Annotated in this window: 14 protein-coding genes; 9 read left to right on the top strand and 5 right to left on the bottom strand. The window is 69.1% G+C overall.

The window, feature by feature from the left end; translation table 11 throughout:
• The first annotated feature begins 137 nt into the window (after positions 1 to 137).
• A complete protein-coding gene (locus OHA77_RS32420; protein WP_406313118.1) occupies positions 138 to 2,636 on the top strand; it encodes a DNA topoisomerase (ATP-hydrolyzing) subunit A in 2,499 nt (832 codons plus the stop codon).
• 89 nt (positions 2,637 to 2,725) lie between these two features.
• On the opposite strand, the gene OHA77_RS32415 is transcribed toward OHA77_RS32420, so the two are convergent.
• Positions 2,726 to 3,091, bottom strand: a complete 366-nt coding sequence (locus OHA77_RS32415) for a VOC family protein (protein ID WP_406313117.1) — start codon at positions 3,089 to 3,091, stop codon at positions 2,726 to 2,728.
• Positions 3,092 to 3,369: 278 nt separating this feature from the next.
• Positions 3,370 to 3,687, bottom strand: a complete 318-nt coding sequence (locus OHA77_RS32410) for a hypothetical protein (protein WP_406313116.1) — start codon at positions 3,685 to 3,687, stop codon at positions 3,370 to 3,372.
• Between the two features lie 165 nt (positions 3,688 to 3,852).
• Between OHA77_RS32410 and OHA77_RS32405 the strand changes: the two genes are divergently transcribed.
• Positions 3,853 to 4,383, top strand: coding sequence for a carbonic anhydrase (locus OHA77_RS32405; RefSeq protein WP_326824408.1), 531 nt, complete (start codon positions 3,853 to 3,855; stop codon positions 4,381 to 4,383).
• A 93-nt stretch (positions 4,384 to 4,476) separates the two neighbouring features.
• Here OHA77_RS32405 and OHA77_RS32400 read toward each other — a convergent pair whose 3' ends face one another.
• Positions 4,477 to 6,549, bottom strand: a complete 2,073-nt coding sequence (locus tag OHA77_RS32400) for a DNA topoisomerase IV subunit B (protein WP_326824409.1) — start codon at positions 6,547 to 6,549, stop codon at positions 4,477 to 4,479.
• 239 nt (positions 6,550 to 6,788) lie between these two features.
• Here OHA77_RS32400 and OHA77_RS32395 point away from each other — a divergent pair, with 239 nt between their 5' ends.
• Positions 6,789 to 7,019, top strand: a complete 231-nt coding sequence (locus OHA77_RS32395) for a hypothetical protein (RefSeq protein WP_326824410.1) — start codon at positions 6,789 to 6,791, stop codon at positions 7,017 to 7,019.
• A 430-nt stretch (positions 7,020 to 7,449) separates the two neighbouring features.
• Positions 7,450 to 8,190: a YaaA family protein gene (locus OHA77_RS32390; RefSeq protein WP_406313115.1), complete on the top strand. Its 741-nt coding sequence runs from the start codon at positions 7,450 to 7,452 to the stop codon at positions 8,188 to 8,190.
• A 99-nt stretch (positions 8,191 to 8,289) separates the two neighbouring features.
• On the opposite strand, the gene OHA77_RS32385 is transcribed toward OHA77_RS32390, so the two are convergent.
• A complete protein-coding gene (locus OHA77_RS32385; protein WP_406313114.1) occupies positions 8,290 to 9,930 on the bottom strand; it encodes an RNA polymerase sigma factor in 1,641 nt (546 codons plus the stop codon).
• Positions 9,931 to 10,172: 242 nt separating this feature from the next.
• Entirely contained in the window at positions 10,173 to 12,266 is a 2,094-nt protein-coding gene (locus OHA77_RS32380; RefSeq protein WP_406313113.1) for a SpoIIE family protein phosphatase, read from the bottom strand.
• Between the two features lie 737 nt (positions 12,267 to 13,003).
• On the opposite strand from OHA77_RS32380, the gene OHA77_RS32375 reads away from it, so the two are divergent.
• From OHA77_RS32375 to OHA77_RS32355, 5 genes are all read left to right on the top strand, one after another.
• On the top strand, positions 13,004 to 13,246 hold the full coding sequence (locus OHA77_RS32375) for a hypothetical protein (protein WP_326824414.1): 243 nt from the start codon (positions 13,004 to 13,006) through the stop codon (positions 13,244 to 13,246).
• Positions 13,247 to 13,443: 197 nt separating this feature from the next.
• Positions 13,444 to 14,955: a hypothetical protein gene (locus OHA77_RS32370; RefSeq protein ID WP_406319912.1), complete on the top strand. Its 1,512-nt coding sequence runs from the start codon at positions 13,444 to 13,446 to the stop codon at positions 14,953 to 14,955.
• A gap of 7 nt (positions 14,956 to 14,962) precedes the next feature.
• Positions 14,963 to 15,718: a LamB/YcsF family protein gene (locus OHA77_RS32365; protein ID WP_406313112.1), complete on the top strand. Its 756-nt coding sequence runs from the start codon at positions 14,963 to 14,965 to the stop codon at positions 15,716 to 15,718.
• Between the two features lie 4 nt (positions 15,719 to 15,722).
• Complete coding sequence (locus tag OHA77_RS32360; protein WP_406313111.1) at positions 15,723 to 16,421, top strand: allophanate hydrolase subunit 1; 699 nt, start codon at positions 15,723 to 15,725, stop codon at positions 16,419 to 16,421.
• Complete coding sequence (locus OHA77_RS32355; protein ID WP_406313110.1) at positions 16,418 to 17,275, top strand: biotin-dependent carboxyltransferase family protein; 858 nt, start codon at positions 16,418 to 16,420, stop codon at positions 17,273 to 17,275. Before OHA77_RS32360 ends, OHA77_RS32355 begins: the two co-directional genes overlap by 4 nt.
• Positions 17,276 to 17,302 lie beyond the last annotated feature (27 nt).

Genomic DNA, 17,302 nt, shown 5'->3' with positions numbered 1-17,302 from the left:
CACGGGATATACCGATACCCCGCCCACCGGCCTGACGCTCCTCCAGCGAGCCGACGACCACCGTTACACCACGCAGACAGAAGGAGGATGCGCTTACCTCTCGGCCTGAAAGCCGAGGTGCCCGCGCAGGAAATCAGATGGCCCGACGGACGACCACACCCCCGACTGACGAGGACTTCGAGGAGCGGATCGTCGACATCGACGTCTCCGCCGAGATGCGCACCAGCTTCCTCGAATACGCATATTCGGTCATCTACCAGCGTGCGCTGCCCGATGCCAGGGACGGCCTCAAGCCGGTCCAGCGCCGCATTCTCTACTCCATGAGCGAGATGGGCCTGCGGCCCGACCGGGGGCACGTCAAGTCGTCACGAGTCGTCGGCGATGTGATGGGCAAGCTGCATCCGCATGGTGACACCGCCATCTACGACGCGCTGGTTCGCATGGCCCAGCCGTTCTCGATGCGGCTGCCGCTGATCGACGGGCACGGCAACTTCGGCTCCCCCGACGACCTGCCCGCCGCGATGCGTTACACCGAGGCCCGGCTCGCCGCCGCGGCCATGGCCGTGGTGCAGTCGATCGACGAGGACACCGTCGACTTCAAGCCCAACTACGACGGCCAGGAGACCGAGCCCACGGTCATGCCGTCGGCGTTCCCGAACCTGCTGGTCAACGGTGCCACCGGTATCGCCGTCGGCATGGCGACCAACATGGCGCCGCACAACCTCGTCGAGGTCGTCGCCGCCGCCCGCCACCTGATCAAGAAGCCGGACGCCACGCTCGACGACCTGATGCGGTTCATCCCGGGTCCCGACCTGCCCACCGGCGGCACGATCATCGGCCTGGAGGGGGTGCGCGACGCCTACGCCAAGGGCCGCGGGACCTTCCGGATGCGTGCCAAGTGCTCGGTGGAGCAGGTCAGCCCCCGGCGTAAGGGCATCATCGTCACCGAGCTGCCGTTCAACGTCGGTCCCGAGCGCGTGGTCACCAAGATCAGAGAGCTGGTCACCGCCAAGAAGCTCCAGGGCATCTCCGACCTGAAGGATCTCAGCGACCGGCACCGGGGCCTGAACCTGGTCATCGAGATCAAGAACGGGTTCATCCCCGAGGCCGTCCTGGAGGAGCTCTACCGGCTGACGCCGATGGAGGAGACCTTCGGCATCAACAACGTGGCCCTGGTCGACGGCCAGCCGCGGACACTGGGCCTGCGCGAGTTGCTCCAGGTCTACGTGGACCACCGCCTCGACGTGGTCCGCCGCCGCTCCGCCTACCGTCGCCGCAGGCGGGAGGAGCGCCTGCACCTCGTCGAGGGCCTCATCATCGCCCTGCTCAGCATCGACGAGGTCATCCAGGTCATCCGCTCCTCGGACGACTCCTCCCAGGCGCGCGAGCGGCTGATGCAGGTCTTCGAGCTGTCGGACATCCAGGCCGCCTACATCCTGGACACCCCGCTGCGCCGCCTGACCCGCTTCGACAAGCTGGAGCTGGAGAAGGAGAAGGAGACCCTGGAGAACGAGATCGCCGAACTGACCGCGATCCTGTCCTCCGAGGACAAGCTCCGCAAGGTCGTCTCCGACGAGCTCGCCCAGATCTCCAAGACCTTCGGCACGCCCCGCCGTACGGTCCTGCTGGAGTCCTCCGGCGTCACCAGGAACGTCTCGGTGCCTCTGGAGGTAGCCGACGATCCGTGCCTGGTGCTGCTGTCGTCGACCGGTCTGCTGGCCCGTACGACCGACGCCTCCCCGCTGGCGGGCGAGGGCGAGCGCTCGGCCCACGACGTGCTGGTCTCCGTGGTGAACAGCACGGTCAGAGGCGAAGTGGGCGTGGTGACCAACCAGGGACGGATGGTCCGCGTCCAGGTGGTCGACCTGCCGACGCTTCCCCCGTCGGCCAACCCGCCGTCACTGGCCGGCGGTCATCCCGTCTCCGAACATGTCGCCCTGAACGCGGATGAGACGGTCGTGGGCATCGGTTCTCTCGATCCCGACGGCCCCGGTCTGGCTCTGGGCACCGCCCAGGGCGTGGTCAAGCGCGTCGTCCCCGACTATCCCGCGAACCGCGACGACTTCGAGGTCATCGGACTGAAGGAGGGCGACACCGTGATCGGGGCGGTGGAGCTGACCGCCGAGGACCACGACCTGGTCTTCATCACCTCCGACGCCCAGCTCCTGCGCTATCCCGCCGCCAACGTCCGCCCGCAGGGTCGCCCGGCGGGCGGCATGGCCGGCGTCCGGCTGGACGGTGCGACCACCGCGATCTGGTTCGGTGTGGTCGATCCGGCACAGGAGGCGCGGGTCGTGACGATCGCGGGTTCCTCGACCGCGCTGCCCGGCACCCAGGTCGGCGGCGCGAAGATCTCCGACTACGCCGAGTATCCCGCCAAGGGGCGCGCCACCGGCGGTGTCAGGGTTCAGCGCTTCCTCAAGGGCGAGGACGTGCTGCTGCTCGCCTGGGCCGGGCCGGCTCCGGCCCGGGCGGTCTCCACGGTGGGCAAGCCGGTCCCGCTCCCCGAGGAGCTGGGCCGCCGCGACGGCTCCGGTGTCCGCCTCACCCACACGGTGGCGGCCATCGGCGGTGCCCTCGGCGCGACCGGTGTGGCCGGCGAGACCGGCGGGGGACCGACTCCCGCGGAGCAGTAGTCCTCCGGGCCTCACGGAGCCCTCAGGTGCGCGGAACGCCCACCCCTCCGGGAGGCCCGGCCCATGCGGCTCGGCCTGTGCTGAGCCGTTCAGTCAACGCAGAGGCAGAACGGATGCCCCGCCGGGTCGAGAAAGACGCGGAAATCGTCCTTCTCGCTTGGTTGGTGCGTGTGCTTGACCGCGCCCAGCGCGAGCACCTCGGTCTCGGCCGTATCGAGGTCGTCCACCGTCACGTCGATGTGGAACTGCTGGGGCCGGTCCGGGTCGGGCCAGTCGGGCGCCTGGTAGTCCTCGGCGAGCTGAAAACAGAGCCGCCCAGGCTGCCCGTCGGTGACGACCACCCAGTCGTCCTCGACAGAGGTGACCTCCCAGCCGAGGAGCGCACTGTAGAAGCGGGCGAGACGACCGGGGTCGGGACAGTCGAGGACGATCGACCGCATCCGTGCGATTGCCATGATCAGCTTACCTCCTTGCAACACCACTGTTAAGTCAATGGCGGTGTTTCCCGAGGATTCAACGGGACACGGTGTCACGCCTTCGCACCGGCAAGGCCCCTCCTGGCCGGTGCCACCGCCAGGGCCTTGATCCCGTTTCCCCGACGGGCGGCCTCAAACCTCGTGCCACCGCGTCTTCCGACCCCGGCGCATCTCGGACGGCCACGGCGACCGGAGCGACACGTCAGGCCAGGTCACGCCAGTTCGGGTCAGTTCGGGTCAGATCAGGTCAGGTCAGGTCAGGTCAGCGAACCTTGCAGGGCGAAACGGATCGCCGCCAGCAACTGCCCGGGCTCACCGGACTCCCAGGATCGGATGAGCCCCACGATCCGCCGGTCCGGCCGGAAGCCGTCGAGACCAGGTGGGCCGAAACATCCGGCCTCAGCGAGAACGGCCACAAGCGGATCGTCGTCACCGAGCGACCGGGTGTAGGCCGCCGCATCGAGCAGAGCGAGCGCCGAACGCGCGTTACGCCCCCCGTCGCGGACTTCCACCCGGTCCAGTTTCCGCCTGCCCTCGGCACGCAGATAGTCGGCCAGGGATTCGATCCTGCTCATGACCCTCTCCAGTTTTCGCACTTTACGTCACACCATGATTACGTACAGCGCGCGGAGGCTGTGGGATCTTCCTCAAGTCGGGCCGGAGAGAGGCACCCAGCAACTCAGATGAAACGGGCATGCGGGATTATTAGCAGGTTGATCCGTTGACCGAGAGGTGTACCCGTGGGTTCCTTCGACGACCTGCTGGCCGCAAACGAAGAGTTCTCCGCCACGTTCACTGACGCCGCGCTGACCGGTAGGGCAGCACGCGGCCTGGCGGTGGTCACTTGCATGGACTCCCGCATCGATCCACTGGGGGTGTTCGGTCTGAAGGCCGGTGACGCCAAGATCCTGCGCAACGCCGGAGCCCGGGTGACCGACGACGTCCTGCGGACGCTCGTGCTGGCGGTCTATCTTCTGGATGTGAAACGAGTGCTGGTCATGCCGCACACCGACTGCGGCATGTCGAAAGCCACAGACGACGACGTACACGGACTCGCCGCCCAGCACGGCGTCGACACCCGGAGCCTGGAGTTTCACACCGTCCCCGACCAGAGGGCCGCCCTGCGCCATGACCTGACACGCATCAGGACCAGCCCGTTCCTCCCACCGGACCTGCCCGTCGGCGGTGCCATCTACGATGTCCGCACTGGCAGGATCATGCCGATCGACATACGGCGTCCTACCGACGATCGGAGCCCGGCGGAGCACTGACCGACCCGGCAATCGCCCACGGGCCTCGGACCCGTGGGCGGAAGCCGGCCCTCGCCCACGGGCGGGCAGCCGCGCACCCTCGCCGGGGCGAGGTCAGGCGTCGATGTGGTCGCGGTCGATCTCGGCCGCGCTGCCCACGATGAACTCCCTGCGCGGCGCCACATCACTGCCCATCAGGAGGGCGAAGATACGCTCGGCCTCCTCGATGTCCTCGATCCTGACCCGGCGCAGGGTTCTGTGGCGAGGCTCCATGGTCGTCTCGGCCAACTGGTCGGCGTCCATCTCCCCCAGCCCCTTGTAGCGCTGCACAGGGTCCTTCCAGCGCTTGCCACGGCGCTCCAGATCACGCAGGACTCGGTGCAGCTCGGCGTCGGAGTAGCAGTAGATGTATCTGCTCTGCCCACGGCCGGGGTTGGAGACCTCGATCCGGTGCAGCGGCGGGACGGCGGCGAAGACACGGCCGGCCTCGACCATCGGTTTCATGTAGCGGTGGAACAGGGTGAGCAGCAGGCAGCGGATGTGCGCGCCGTCGACATCGGCGTCGGCCATCAGGATGACCTTGCCGTAGCGTGCGGCCTCGATGTCGAACGAGCGGCCCGAACCCGCTCCGATGACCTGGATGATCGCAGCGCACTCGGCGTTCTTGAGCATGTCGGCGACGGACGCCTTCTGCACGTTCAGGATCTTGCCGCGGATCGGCAGGAGGGCCTGGAACTCCGAGTCACGCGCCGCACGGGCGGTGCCGAGCGCCGAGTCTCCCTCGACGATGAACAGTTCGCTGCGGTCCACGTCGTCACTGCGGCAGTCCACCAGCTTGGCCGGGAGCGCCGAGTTCTCCAGGGCGGTCTTACGTCGCTGATTGTCCCGGTGCTCACGGGCGGCGATGCGCGCCTTGGCCGCTGCGACGATCTTCTCCAGCGCCGCCCGTAGCTGCGGTTTGAGCACGCGCGACGGGTTGGAGAACAGCTCTTTGATCTCCCTGGAGACGACGTGGGCGACGATCCGGGACGCGGCCGAGGTGCCCAGGACCTCCTTGGTCTGGCCCTCGAACTGCGGCTCCGGCACTCGGACGGTCACCACACCGGTGAGGCCCTCCAAGATGTCCTCCCGGCTGACCGGGGCGTCGCCGTTCTTCAGCAGGCGGGTCTCGCGCAGTTGCTCGTTGAGCGTGCGGACCAGGGCCCGCTCGAACCCGTTGACGTGAGTGCCCCCCTTGGGGGTGGCGATCACGTTGACGAAGGAGCGGACGGTGGTGTCGTAGCCCTTGCCCCAGCGCAGCGCGACGTCCACGGTGAGCTCGCGCTGGACCTCGGTGGGGGTCATGTGCCCCAGGTCGTCGAGGACCGGCACGGTCTCGTGGAAGTGACCGACGCCCTGCAGCCGCAGCACCTGGCAGACGGCTTCGTCACGGGCGAGGAACTCGGTGAACTCCGAGATGCCGCCGTCGAAGTGGAACTCCTCTTCGACGGCCTCCTCACCGCGGCTGTCCCGCACGGCCAGGGTGAGACCGGGGACCAGGAAGGCGGTCTGGCGGAGGCGGACATGGATCTCGTCGAGGGAGACCTCGGCCTCGGGCAGGAAGATCTGGTGATCCACCCAGAAGCGGACCCGGGTGCCGGTGACCTTGCGGGCGAGCGTGCCACCGTCGCGCAGACCGGACTTCTTCTTGAACTTGGCAGTGGGCCCGTCTCCGTCGAAGACGCCCGGGACACCCCTGCGGAAGCTGATCTCATGGATCCGGCCGTCGCGGTCGACCTCGACGTCCAGCCGCGAGGACAGGGCGTTGACCACGGACGCGCCGACACCGTGCAGGCCGCCCGAGGCGCCGTAGGAGCCGCCGCCGAACTTACCGCCCGCGTGCAGCTTGGTGTAGACGAGCTCGACTCCGGCCAGGCCGCTCTTGGGCTCGACGTCGACCGGGATGCCGCGGCCGTTGTCGCGCACCTCGATGGACCCGTCGGGGTGCAGCTCGACCTCGATGCGGGTGCAGTAGCCGGCGAGGGCCTCATCGACCCCGTTGTCAACGATCTCCCAGAGGCAGTGCATGAGACCGCGACTGTCGGTTGACCCGATGTACATGCCCGGGCGCTTGCGGACGGCTTCGAGACCCTCCAGCACCGACAGATGACGGGCTGTATAACCCGTCTCCACGCTAACTGCGGTCACACCCACTCCCACTCTGCTCGAACACGTGTGCGCAGCCTACCGTTCTTCCCGCTGCACCGCGTACAAGCTTGCCATCAGGGAGCCAACGGCGTTACCTCCGGCGTGCTCACCGTTACTTCCGGACACTTTCCGCTCTCGGCGTAGCGGGGGGTCGGTTGGGAAGGTTCCCATGGGGTTAGATGTTCTCTCAAGTGACTGACGCCAGATCCTCCGCAAGGGGATGACCTGAAAGGCGATACGTGACTGGAACCCTCGCCCCCGCCAAGCAGCTGAAGGCCACGGACCGCTGTGACCGGTGTGGCGCCCAGGCCTACATCCGCGCGACCCTGCCCGTAGGTGGGGAGCTGCTCTTCTGCGCCCACCACGGGCGGCAGCACGTAGCTGTGCTGCGAGCCAAGGGCGCCGACATCCAGGACGAGTCGGCGCGCCTCAGCGACACCTCTTCAACAGCAGAAAACAACGAACGGTAGGAGTCATCGGACCCGATAGGGATATCGGCCTGACATCGTGAAGCCCCGCCGCTCCCAGAGCGGCCGGGTCGCGGTGTTTGACTCCACCACGATCAAATATGTCTTCCGTGCGCCTCGCTCTCACCTGTGTGAGAGCGGGGCGCACATCATGTCTCGCATGTCTGCGGCGCCATGACGATGCAGACGTGCTCGAAGCGCGCCATCCGCCTCGGGAGCGGTGCCGTCACGGGCGGAGCGTACATCGCGGCCCGCTGCCGGCGCACCTCATCGCGAGCGTGCCCAGACCTCCGGCCTGCGGTGACGGTCCTCCGGCCTTCGATGGCATCATCGCGGCATCCACCCGATCCCCGCTGTGCGGTCGGCCGGAAAGCCCCCCTCGATCACAGCCTGAGGATCCCGGGATCCGGCCCTCGCACTACGCTCGGCGACTGTGCTGATTCTGCTGCCTCCCTCAGAGGGAAAGGCCAAGCTGGGCGACGGCCCGCCTCTTGACCTGGACCGGATGAGTTTCCCGTCTCTGAACGCGCCCCGTGAGGCCGCTGTGAACGCGCTCGTCGCGCTCTGTGCGGGACCTCGGGCACAGGCCGTGCTCGGGCTGTCTCCAGGGCAACTCGGCGAGATCGGCAAGAACCGCGAGCTGCGAGCCGCTCCCACGTTGACCGCCGCCGAGCTCTACACCGGGGTCCTCTATGACAACCTCGACCTTTCCTCGCTGACCCCCGAGGCGGCCGAGCGGGCGGCGGAAAGTATCGTGATCTTCTCCGGGCTGTGGGGGCTGCTCCGGATCGGCGACCGGGTGCCGCCGTATCGCCTGTCCATGGGCGTGAGGCTGCCGCCTCTGGGCGGGCTGGGGGCCTACTGGCGCCGGACGGTCACCCCCGTGCTCGATGACCGAGCCGGTCTGGTGGTGGACCTGCGTTCCAGCACCTACACACCGGCCTGGCAGCCCGGCACCCGGGCGGTGGCGGTGCGGGTACTGAGGGACGGCAAGGTCGTCAGCCACATGGCGAAGGCCACCCGGGGAGTGATCGCCCGCTCCCTGCTGGAAGGGGACGGCGACCCGCGGACGCCGGAGGACCTGGTCAAGGCCCTGGACAGCCTGGGACACGCCGTCAGCCTCGGTCCGGCTCCCACCGGCAGGCGCCCGTGGACCCTGGACGTCATGGTGTGACCCGAAAGGACGCCCCCGTCCGATGACCTCGGTCGGGGGCTCCTCTCCCGATGATGAGGGGTCCGCACCGTACGGCGCGGACCCCTCATCGGGATGACCTCAGTCCAGATAGTCGCGCAGCACCTGGGACCGGGACGGGTGACGGAGCTTGGACATGGTCTTGGACTCGATCTGCCGGATACGCTCACGCGTCACCCCGTAGACCTTGCCGATCTCGTCCAGGGTCTTCGGCTGACCGTCGGTGAGACCGAACCGCATCGAGACCACACCCGCCTCGCGCTCGGACAACGTGTCCAGAACGGAGTGCAGCTGCTCCTGCAGGAGCGTGAAGCTGACCGCGTCAGCCGGGACGATCGCCTCGGAGTCCTCGATGAGGTCACCGAACTCGCTGTCTCCCTCCTCACCCAACGGGGTGTGCAGGGAGATCGGCTCACGGCCGTACTTCTGGACCTCGACGACCTTCTCCGGGGTCATGTCGAGCTCGCGGGCCAGCTCCTCGGGAGTGGGCTCACGACCGAGGTCCTGGAGCATCTGCCGCTGCACGCGAGCCAGCTTGTTGATCACTTCGACCATGTGGACCGGTATGCGGATGGTCCGCGCCTGGTCGGCCATGGCGCGGGTGATCGCCTGCCGGATCCACCACGTGGCGTAGGTGGAGAACTTGTAACCCTTGGTGTAGTCGAACTTCTCGACCGCACGGATCAGGCCCAGGTTGCCTTCCTGGATCAGGTCCAGGAAGAGCATGCCGCGGCCGGTGTAGCGCTTGGCCAGCGAGACCACCAGGCGGAGGTTGGCCTCCAGCAGGTGGTTCTTGGCACGGCGACCGTCCTCGGCGATCCATTCGAGCTCGGCCCGGACGTCCACCGGAAGCCTGGGCCCGTCGGTGCCGAGCTGCTCCTCGGCGAACAGACCCGCCTCGATGCGCTTGGCGAGCTCGACCTCCTGCTCGGCGTTGAGCAGCGGAACCTTGCCGATCTGCTTCAGGTAGTCCTTGACCGGGTCGGCGGTGGCACCGGCCGCCGCGACCTGCGCCACGGGAGCGTCGTCGTCATCGTCGGAGAGGATGAGGACCTCATCCTCGTTCTGCCCGACGACCTCGACCTTCGGCTCCTCTTCGGTCTCGGTCTCGGTCTCGGCTTCGGTCTCGACTTCGGCCTCCCCTTCGGTCTCGACCTCTACCTCGATTTCGAAGTCCTCGATCTCGACGTCGTCCTCAAGGTCGATGACCTCGTCGTCCTCGCCCCCGGCCGGCTTCGGCTTGGGGTCGGACGCGGCCGCGAGTGCGGGCGCCTCTGATCCCGCCTTCTTCGGCGGGCCGGGGATGGGCTTCTTGGCAGCCGGGGCGACCTTCTTGGCCGGAGCCGCCGGCTTCTTGGCCGCGGGCGCGGGATCGGAGCCGCTGACGACCGCGGTGACGGTCTCCGGCTGCTCCTTGGCCGCCGCGGCGGTCTTGGTCTTCTTGATTGTGGCGGGAGTGGCGGGGGTGCGGCGCTTGTTCGAAGTCCGGGACTTCTTGGGAGCCGCAGAGTCCTCAGCGGTCAGCCGTACGGTGATGCCCTCTTTGCTGAGGCTGCGCAGGATTCCAGCGACCTGCGCCATCGGAATGTCCGCTTCCTCGACGGCCTTGCGGACATCCTCGGACTCGAGGAACCCCTGCGAGCGCCCCCGCTCCATCAGCTGCTGAATGACGGGCTCGTTCAGCTCGGATGGCTTCGAGCGAGTCGAACTTGCAGGCGACACGAACACCTCTCGAAGGAAAGCGTGACGAGAATGGACCCAGATGCCCACTAGGGGCGGATACCTCTAGCTGTCATGATGAACAAGGCCGCGAACCGCGACGCACCTGTCCAGCATTGTGGCACGACACCGTGATCCATACGGCCGCCTCCTGGCGGTTGCCCTCCACCCTAGGCCGACCAAGAGAGTAGTGCGTACGGAAGCGAGGCACCGATACCCGAAAGCAACCCTTATGACTGTTTCATTCAGTCACTCTTCGTGGCTGGAGGAACATGAATCGCCAGCACCGTGACGTCGTCATCCTGCTCATACCCGGACAACATCCGATCTACAAGGAAATCCAGCAACATGTGCGGGCTTCCGACGACTTCGGGTGGCGCTTCGGTCACAACAGAGCAAAGTTCAGCGAGCCCGGCATCCAGCCCACGCTTCCGGTTCTCCACCAGACCATCCGAATACAGGACAGCGGTGTGGCCGGGCGGGACGCAGAACCGGAACTGCCTGCGGCTGGTCGGCCAGCCGAGCGGAGTGCCCGGCTCACCCTCGCACAGCAGCGGCACCCCCTGCGGCGAGACCAGCAGCGGCGGCGGGTGGCCGGCCAGCGCCAGCGTGCCCTCCCCCGTGCCGGGCTCCACGACCATGTAGGCGAGGGTCGTGACCTGCTCTTCTTCCTCCGTGGCCTCAAAGACCCTGTCCAGGCCGGTGAGAACGGCCGCAGGCGGCGGGTTGGTCAGTGCCAGGGCCCGCATGGCGTTGCGAATACGGCCCATTCCGGCTGCGGCCTTGACGCCCTTGCCCATGACGTCGCCGACGACCGCCGCGACCCGGCCGTCCTGCAGCACGAACGCGTCGTACCAGTCACCGCCGACCTGCACGTGGCGGCTTCCCGAGCGGAAGCGCTGAGCCAGCACGAGGCCGCGCACCACCGGCAGGCGGTCGGGCAGCAGGCTGCGTTGGAGCGTCTCGGCGGTGCGGTGCTCACGCTCGAACAAGGTGGCCCGTTCGACGGCCAGCGCGCACTGGCCGGCGAGCGCCTCCAGGAACACGCCGTCTTCCTGGGAGATCTTCTGCGAGCGGGTGAAGGAGAACCGCAGCGCGCCGAGCGCGCGCCCCGCGGCCAGCAGCGGCAGGCCGACCCAGGCCCGCTCATCGCTGTAGACGACGAAGTCGTTGACGGTCTCCTCGTCGCCTCCGGCGTCCACAAGCTGGGAACGCAGGCTTTCCGGTGATTCGGCGAAAACCGGGCGGCGGCTGTTCACCGCCATGGTCATCACGCTGGAGTGCGAGAGCGGGATCTCCTCACCGGGCGCGCCGGGAACATCCGGGATGCCACCGCTGTTGACCAGCTTCAGCACGGCCCGGTCGACATCGAGCAAGGCCACGGCCGAACGGTCGGCCGCCAGTGCCGTACGGCCCACATCGATGATGACCTGGACGACCTGCTCGACGGTCAGCGCCTCGGCAAGCAGCGCCGTGGCGCCCTGCAGCCGCGCTGTCCGCAGCGCGGCGGCGCCGAGCTGGTCGGTCAGCCGGCCGCGCATCTCCTCGGCCTCGCGCTGCGGGGTGACATCGGTGTTGGCACCCACCCACTCGACCACCCGGCCGTGCCGGATGATCGGGACCGCGCGCACCTCGAAGTGGCGGTAACCGCTGGCACGGGTGCGGACCCGGTAGTTCCACTCGAACATGATCCGGCCGCGCAGCGCCTCCCGCCAGGCCTCCTCCGCGTGCGGACGGTCGTCGGGGTGGACGGCCTCCAGCCAGCCGTGCGCGAGGTATTCCTCCAGGCCCTGGCCGGTGATGGCACGCCACTGCGGCGCGTCCTCCAGCACGGCCCCGCTCGGGGCGGTGATCCACACGAGCTGGGACTGGGCCTCGACCAGCGAGCGGTAACGCTCCTCGCTGCGCCGCAGGTCCTCCTCGATCTGCCTGCTCTCGGTGATGTCCACGCCGACCAGGCAGACCGCGCGGAGCGTGCCCTTCTCGTCGTGGATCGGGGAGAACGTCAGCGACCAGTGATGGGTCTGCCCGTCCGCGGTGCGCACCCGGATCCGCTGGTCCGTCTCGACGTGGCTGCCCTCGACGACGCCACGGACCGAGTCCTCCACGAGCGCGGTGAGGTCGGCGGAGAGCAGCTCGCCCGGGGCCCGGCCCACCAGGCGCTCGACCGGGAGGCCCACCACGTCGGCGAAGACCTCGTCGACCCGCTGGAAACGGCCGTCGGGGTCGAAGAACGCGAAGGCGAACGGCGACTGCGACAACAAGCCCTGCAACAGGCCAGGGTCTGAGATGTCCATACCCGACTCCCGGGGACGGGGCACGGAGGTCTCGGCGCTCATGGTCGGCACCTCCGTCGCGTGCCAGGGTCTCCCACGAGGCACATCTCCAAACTTGCGAATTGGCGTAGCGCGGCTCCGGGGGACCGGATCCTGCAGTACATCATCGGCGATGGGTGTGTGCGGACGGAAGCCCCGCCCATGATGCGGTCGGCGCATACTACGGACCTTCCCGGTCCGGAGGCCGGGAGTTCCGCGCTAACGCGCCAGGTTCCCGGTGTGGGCATCACCCGGCCACCGTTTCGCCGGAGCCGAACGGCGGCGCCGTCTCCCACCGTGTCCGCCCTCCTCCGAGGGTCGCGGCGGCACCCGCGCCGCGGTGCGGGTGGTCCGGTCCCTCCCGCGTGTCTCACGTCCTCGCCCTCGCCGACCTGCGCCGGCCCGAGCCCGACGCCGCTCCCACTGCCCTTTCGAAACGCCGGCATGATCGTCACCGACGCCATCGAACGTATGCGGCCAGGACCCTAGCAGGATCAAGCCGGACCGTCCCGACAACTGCCCACCTCGTCTCCGCCGGTGCCCCAAGCAAGATCAGGCTACTGACTGATTGGCGATTTGGCTCCCCCTTCGGGGACACTCGTTTACTTCGGAGTCGACAAATCGAGTCAGGATCGGGGTCAGCTTCGGACGTTACGCGCAGAAGGCTTGACACCCGCTTGATAAGTTGTGGAATGAGAACGCACGCCCCGCTGTCCATCCGGGGGATCGCTCCCCGGACAAACCGGAGGAATGCGACACACATGCCCGCTCTCGTCATCAGCTTCGCCGACGGCACAGCGACGTTCCACGACTCCGTGAACAGCGCTCTGACCGCTGAGTTCGTCACCGTTCCGCTCGACACCGTGGCACGGTGTGTGGCCGACGTACGAGCCTGCGCCGAGCATCTGGGGGTCGACGCGACGCCCGAGATAGTCGAGCGTGTCGCTCGCGAGCATCTGCTCGCCCTCGTGAACTCCGCGCCGCCGCCGCGAAGTCCCCGGTAACATCGGGGTCACCGGGCCGTGTTCTACGCACCGTTTGGCCCGGGAATGCGAGAAGGTTGGGGCGTGAGCGAGCAGAGCGAGCGAGCCAATCAGCGCAGCGGCACCAGGCTCATACGGCCGACGGAGGAGCCCGCTTGAGTCGGCGACACCGTCGAGATCCCAGAGAGAGCCAGTCCCCGGACGAGGTGTTCTCCGAGATGTTGGTCGCCGCCCGCGAACTGCTGGCCGTGCGCAGCCCGCTGGACGCCGAGCTCATGGTCTCCGACATGGTCGGAGCCTGGTGGGGGCGGCGTCTCCGGCGGGGGGACGCCGAGCAGGTTCTCGGCGAGGGACTGGTCGACTACGCGGCCAAGGCGGGCTCACCCGCCGCGCTGACCCTGCTGATCGCGCTGGCCTATCTCGGCACCGCCCGCCAGGCCGCCAAGGCCGAGGGAGCGGCGCTGGCGCTCATCGAACGCGACGTGGCCCGGCCCCGCTGGGCCGACCGGCTGGGCGCGGTCAAGCCGACCGGGTGCTTCGTCTCCCGCGACGCCTACGGCGACCAGGACACCGTGGTGTGCACCTTCGCCTACCGGGGCGCCGACAGCGGCGAGGACCGGCACGCGCTGGTCCTGGTCGTCGACTACAACATGCGGGGGATCGCCCGCGACGCCTGGGTCTCCTCGCACGTGGAGAAGCTGCTGGAGCAGGCCGGGGCCGAGGCCGGGGCCAACCCGATGCTGAGGTTCGAGGAGATCGAGCCGCAGCAGGCCAGGGCGCTGCTCGAATCGGCCATGAAGGCCACCCTGGAGTACGGCGACCGCAGGACGACCGCGCCGGTCAGCGACAGCTACAGCGCCTACCACGCCTTCGCCCGGTCCCGGATCAAGGCGCTGCCCCCCGGCCGCAAACGTCCGGCCCCGCTCCACAGTGAGGCTCCCTACAGCCGCGACCGCCGGGCGATGCTGGCGGCGGAGTTCCTCTCCTCGGACGCGGCCGAGCACCTGTCGGACCCCTCGGCGGCCTCGCGATGCGCCGACCACATCATCGACTACGGCTGTGACCAGGATTTCGGCCGCCCGCTGCGGGTGAGCCCGACCAAATGCCGGACGTTCCTGCTGGACTGGCTGCCGCGCAAGGTCATGCTCAGCCCGGCCGAGCAGGAAGCGGTGCCGTACGTGCTGGGAGCCTGGGCGCGCTTCGCCGCGCGCCGGACCGGGCTGGCCGACGAGGGCGTGCGGGCCACGCTTGACGCGATCTGGGAGGCGACGGCCGGTTTCGCCGAGGCCTATCGCGATCCGACCACCTTCGGCCTGGACCGCGACCTGCTGGAGCGGCTGCTGCCGGACGGCGACCTGTCGGCGCTGGCCCGGCGGGTGTTCGCCTTCCCTTTCCTGCTGGGCACCCACGGCGAGGTGAAGCTCGACCTGCTCAACCCGGCGGACGAGACCGACCGGCGGACCCTGCTCGGCATCGACCACGGGGCCGATCTCAACAGACCCGACTACGACGAGCATCTGGCCTGGCACGAGGAGATCGCCGGCCGGCTCTGGGAAGGTGACCCGCCGCAGCTCTGGGAGGCCGCCCAGCGGCTGCTGGATCTCGGTCACGACCGGCACGACGTGTTGCACGTGCTGATCGAGATCGCCGAACGGATCGGCGACGATCCCGAGGAGCTGGCCATCGCCCTTGATGACATAGCGGACATTCCCGACGAACCTCCGATGTAGGTGAGCCATGACGATCGATCTCAACGCCGACCTCGGCGAAGGTTTCGGTAACTGGCGGCTGGGTGACGACGCGGCCCTGCTCGCCGTCGTGACCAGCGCGAACGTCGCCTGCGGGTTCCACGCCGGCGATCCGCTGATCATCCGCCGCACCTGCGCGGCGGCGGTGGACCTGGGGGTGGCCATCGGCGCCCAGGTCTCCTACCGGGACCTGGCCGGATTCGGGCGGCGCGAGATGGAGGTGGACGCGGAGGAGCTCTGCGCCGAGGTGCTGTACCAACTGGCCGCGGTGGACGGGATCGCCAGGGCGATGGGCGGCCGGGTCTCCTACGTCAAGCCGCACGGTGCGCTCTACAACCGGATCTGCCGCGATCCCGAGCAGGCGGAGGCGGTGGTGGCGGCCGTGGTCGACTACGACCGCGGCCTGCCCGTGCTCACCCTGCCCGTCTCCGCCGTCCACGAGATCGCCGCCCGCGAGGGGCTCTCCACCGTCGTCGAGGCCTTCGCCGACCGCGCCTACACCCCCGCCGGGACTCTGGTGCCCCGCCGCTCCCCCGGCGCGGTGCTGCACGACCCCGCCGCGGTCGCCGCCCGCGCCGTACGCATGGCGACCTCCGGGACGGTGACCGCGGTGGACGGCTCCGAAATCGCAGTGAACGCGCGCTCGATCTGCGTGCACGGCGACACCCCGGACGCCGTACTGCTGGCGCGGACGGTCCGTGAGAGTCTGACGGCCGCCGGTGTGACGCTGAAAGCGTTCCGGTGAGGTCATGACGTTCCACCGGAACGACCCCGCCGAGGAGGGGACGACATCTTCCCCGGCCGCCGTCTCCGGCCACGGGACGGTGATCCGCCGGGCCGGAGACGGCGCCCTGCTGGTGGAGACCGGCTCGCTGGAGGTCTCCCATCGGCTGGACGCCCTCCTGCGGGCCCACCGTCCGGCCGGAGTGGTCGAGATCGTGCCCGGCCCGGCCACCGTTCTCGTCGCCGCGCCGGGTGCGGACCTGCCCCGGCTCCGTTCCCGGCTCTCCCATCTGCTGGTCACGGCGCATGACGCGGGTGGCGGTCCCCGCGCATCCGAAGAGATCGTGACAGTCCCGGTGGTCTACGACGGCGCGGATCTCGACGACGTGGCCACCCTGACCGGGCTGTCCGCGCGGGAGGTGGTCGAGCGGCACACCGGCAGGGAGCTCGTGGTGGGCTGGCTCGGCTTCGCACCCGGATTCGCCTACCTCACCGGGCTGGATCCGGCGCTGCACGTGCCCCGGCTGCCCACCCCCAGGATCGCTGTGCCGGCCGGGGCCGTGGCGGTCGCCGGCCCCTACTCGGCGGTCTACCCCTCGACCTCGCCGGGAGGCTGGCGGCTGCTCGGGCGTTCCCTGCTGACGGTGTGGGACGTGGCCGCCGATCCGCCGGCCGTGCTGACCCCGGGCACCCGGGTGCGTTTCCTGGCGGTCGCCGATTCATGATCGAGGTCATCGCGCCGGGCCCGTACGCCACCGTGCAGGATCTCGGCCGTCCCGGTTACGGCCATCTCGGCGTGCCCCGATCTGGCGCCGCCGACGCGCCGAGCCTGCGGCTGGCCAACCGGCTGGTCGGCAATCCGGAGAGTGCCGCCGGCATCGAGCTGACCTTCGGTGGCGCCCGCTTCCGCTTCACCACCGGGGCCTGGGTCGCCGTCACCGGAGCCCCCTGCCCGCTGGAACCGCTGTGGCCCGGCCGGGCGGCGGTGCCGGGAATGGGCGCGCCGTTCTGGGTGCCGGCGGGCGGTGAGATCCGCGCCGCGGCCCCCTCCGCCGGTCTGCGGACCTATGTCGCGGTCCGCGGAGGCGTCGACACGCCTGCCGTGATGGGCAGCCGGTCGACCGACTCGCTCTCCGGCCTGGGCCCTCCCCCGCTGCGCCCCGGCACGGTCCTGCCGGTGGGACCGACCGGCGGTCTGCCTCCCCTGACCGTGGACGCGGCACCGCCGCGCGCGGCCCCACCGGATGTGCTGCGGATCCTGCCCGGCCCCCGTGACGACTGGTTCGTCCCCGGGGCGCTGGCCGCCCTGTGCGCGCGGCCGTACCAGGTGAGCCAGAACAGCAACCGGGTCGGTGTGCGGCTGGAGGGCGCCCGGCTGGAACGCGCCCGCGAAGGAGAGCTGCCCAGCGAGGGCATGGTCGCCGGGGCCCTTCAGGTGCCGCCCGACGGTCAGCCGATCGTCTTTCTCGCCGATCACCCCCCGACAGGCGGCTACCCGGTCATCGCCGTGCTCGTCTCGGCCGACCTCGCCGGAGCCGCCCAGCTCCGCCCAGGTGATCGACTCCGATTCCACATGTGATCATTCGTTATCGTGATATCGCCGATC

Source organism: Streptosporangium sp. NBC_01639, from assembly GCF_045209755.1.
In the GTDB taxonomy this organism is placed as follows: Bacteria; Actinomycetota; Actinomycetes; order Streptosporangiales; family Streptosporangiaceae; genus Streptosporangium.
The sequence above is the reverse complement of the archived record's forward strand: the minus strand, read 5'-3'. Positions and strand labels throughout refer to the sequence as shown.

What these genes read in the sequence shown, in the direction of transcription:
- OHA77_RS32365 (WP_406313112.1), top strand. Translation starts at nt 14,963, where the DNA reads ATGACGATCGATCTCAACGCCGACCTCGGCGAAGGTTTCGGTAACTGG.
- OHA77_RS32380 (WP_406313113.1), bottom strand. Translation starts at nt 12,266, where the DNA reads ATGAGCGCCGAGACCTCCGTGCCCCGTCCCCGGGAGTCGGGTATGGAC.
- OHA77_RS32420 (WP_406313118.1), top strand. Translation starts at nt 138, where the DNA reads ATGGCCCGACGGACGACCACACCCCCGACTGACGAGGACTTCGAGGAG.
- OHA77_RS32415 (WP_406313117.1), bottom strand. Translation starts at nt 3,091, where the DNA reads ATGGCAATCGCACGGATGCGGTCGATCGTCCTCGACTGTCCCGACCCC.
- OHA77_RS32410 (WP_406313116.1), bottom strand. Translation starts at nt 3,687, where the DNA reads ATGAGCAGGATCGAATCCCTGGCCGACTATCTGCGTGCCGAGGGCAGG.
- OHA77_RS32355 (WP_406313110.1), top strand. Translation starts at nt 16,418, where the DNA reads ATGATCGAGGTCATCGCGCCGGGCCCGTACGCCACCGTGCAGGATCTC.
- OHA77_RS32370 (WP_406319912.1), top strand. Translation starts at nt 13,444, where the DNA reads ATGTTGGTCGCCGCCCGCGAACTGCTGGCCGTGCGCAGCCCGCTGGAC.
- OHA77_RS32360 (WP_406313111.1), top strand. Translation starts at nt 15,723, where the DNA reads ATGACGTTCCACCGGAACGACCCCGCCGAGGAGGGGACGACATCTTCC.
- OHA77_RS32375 (WP_326824414.1), top strand. Translation starts at nt 13,004, where the DNA reads ATGCCCGCTCTCGTCATCAGCTTCGCCGACGGCACAGCGACGTTCCAC.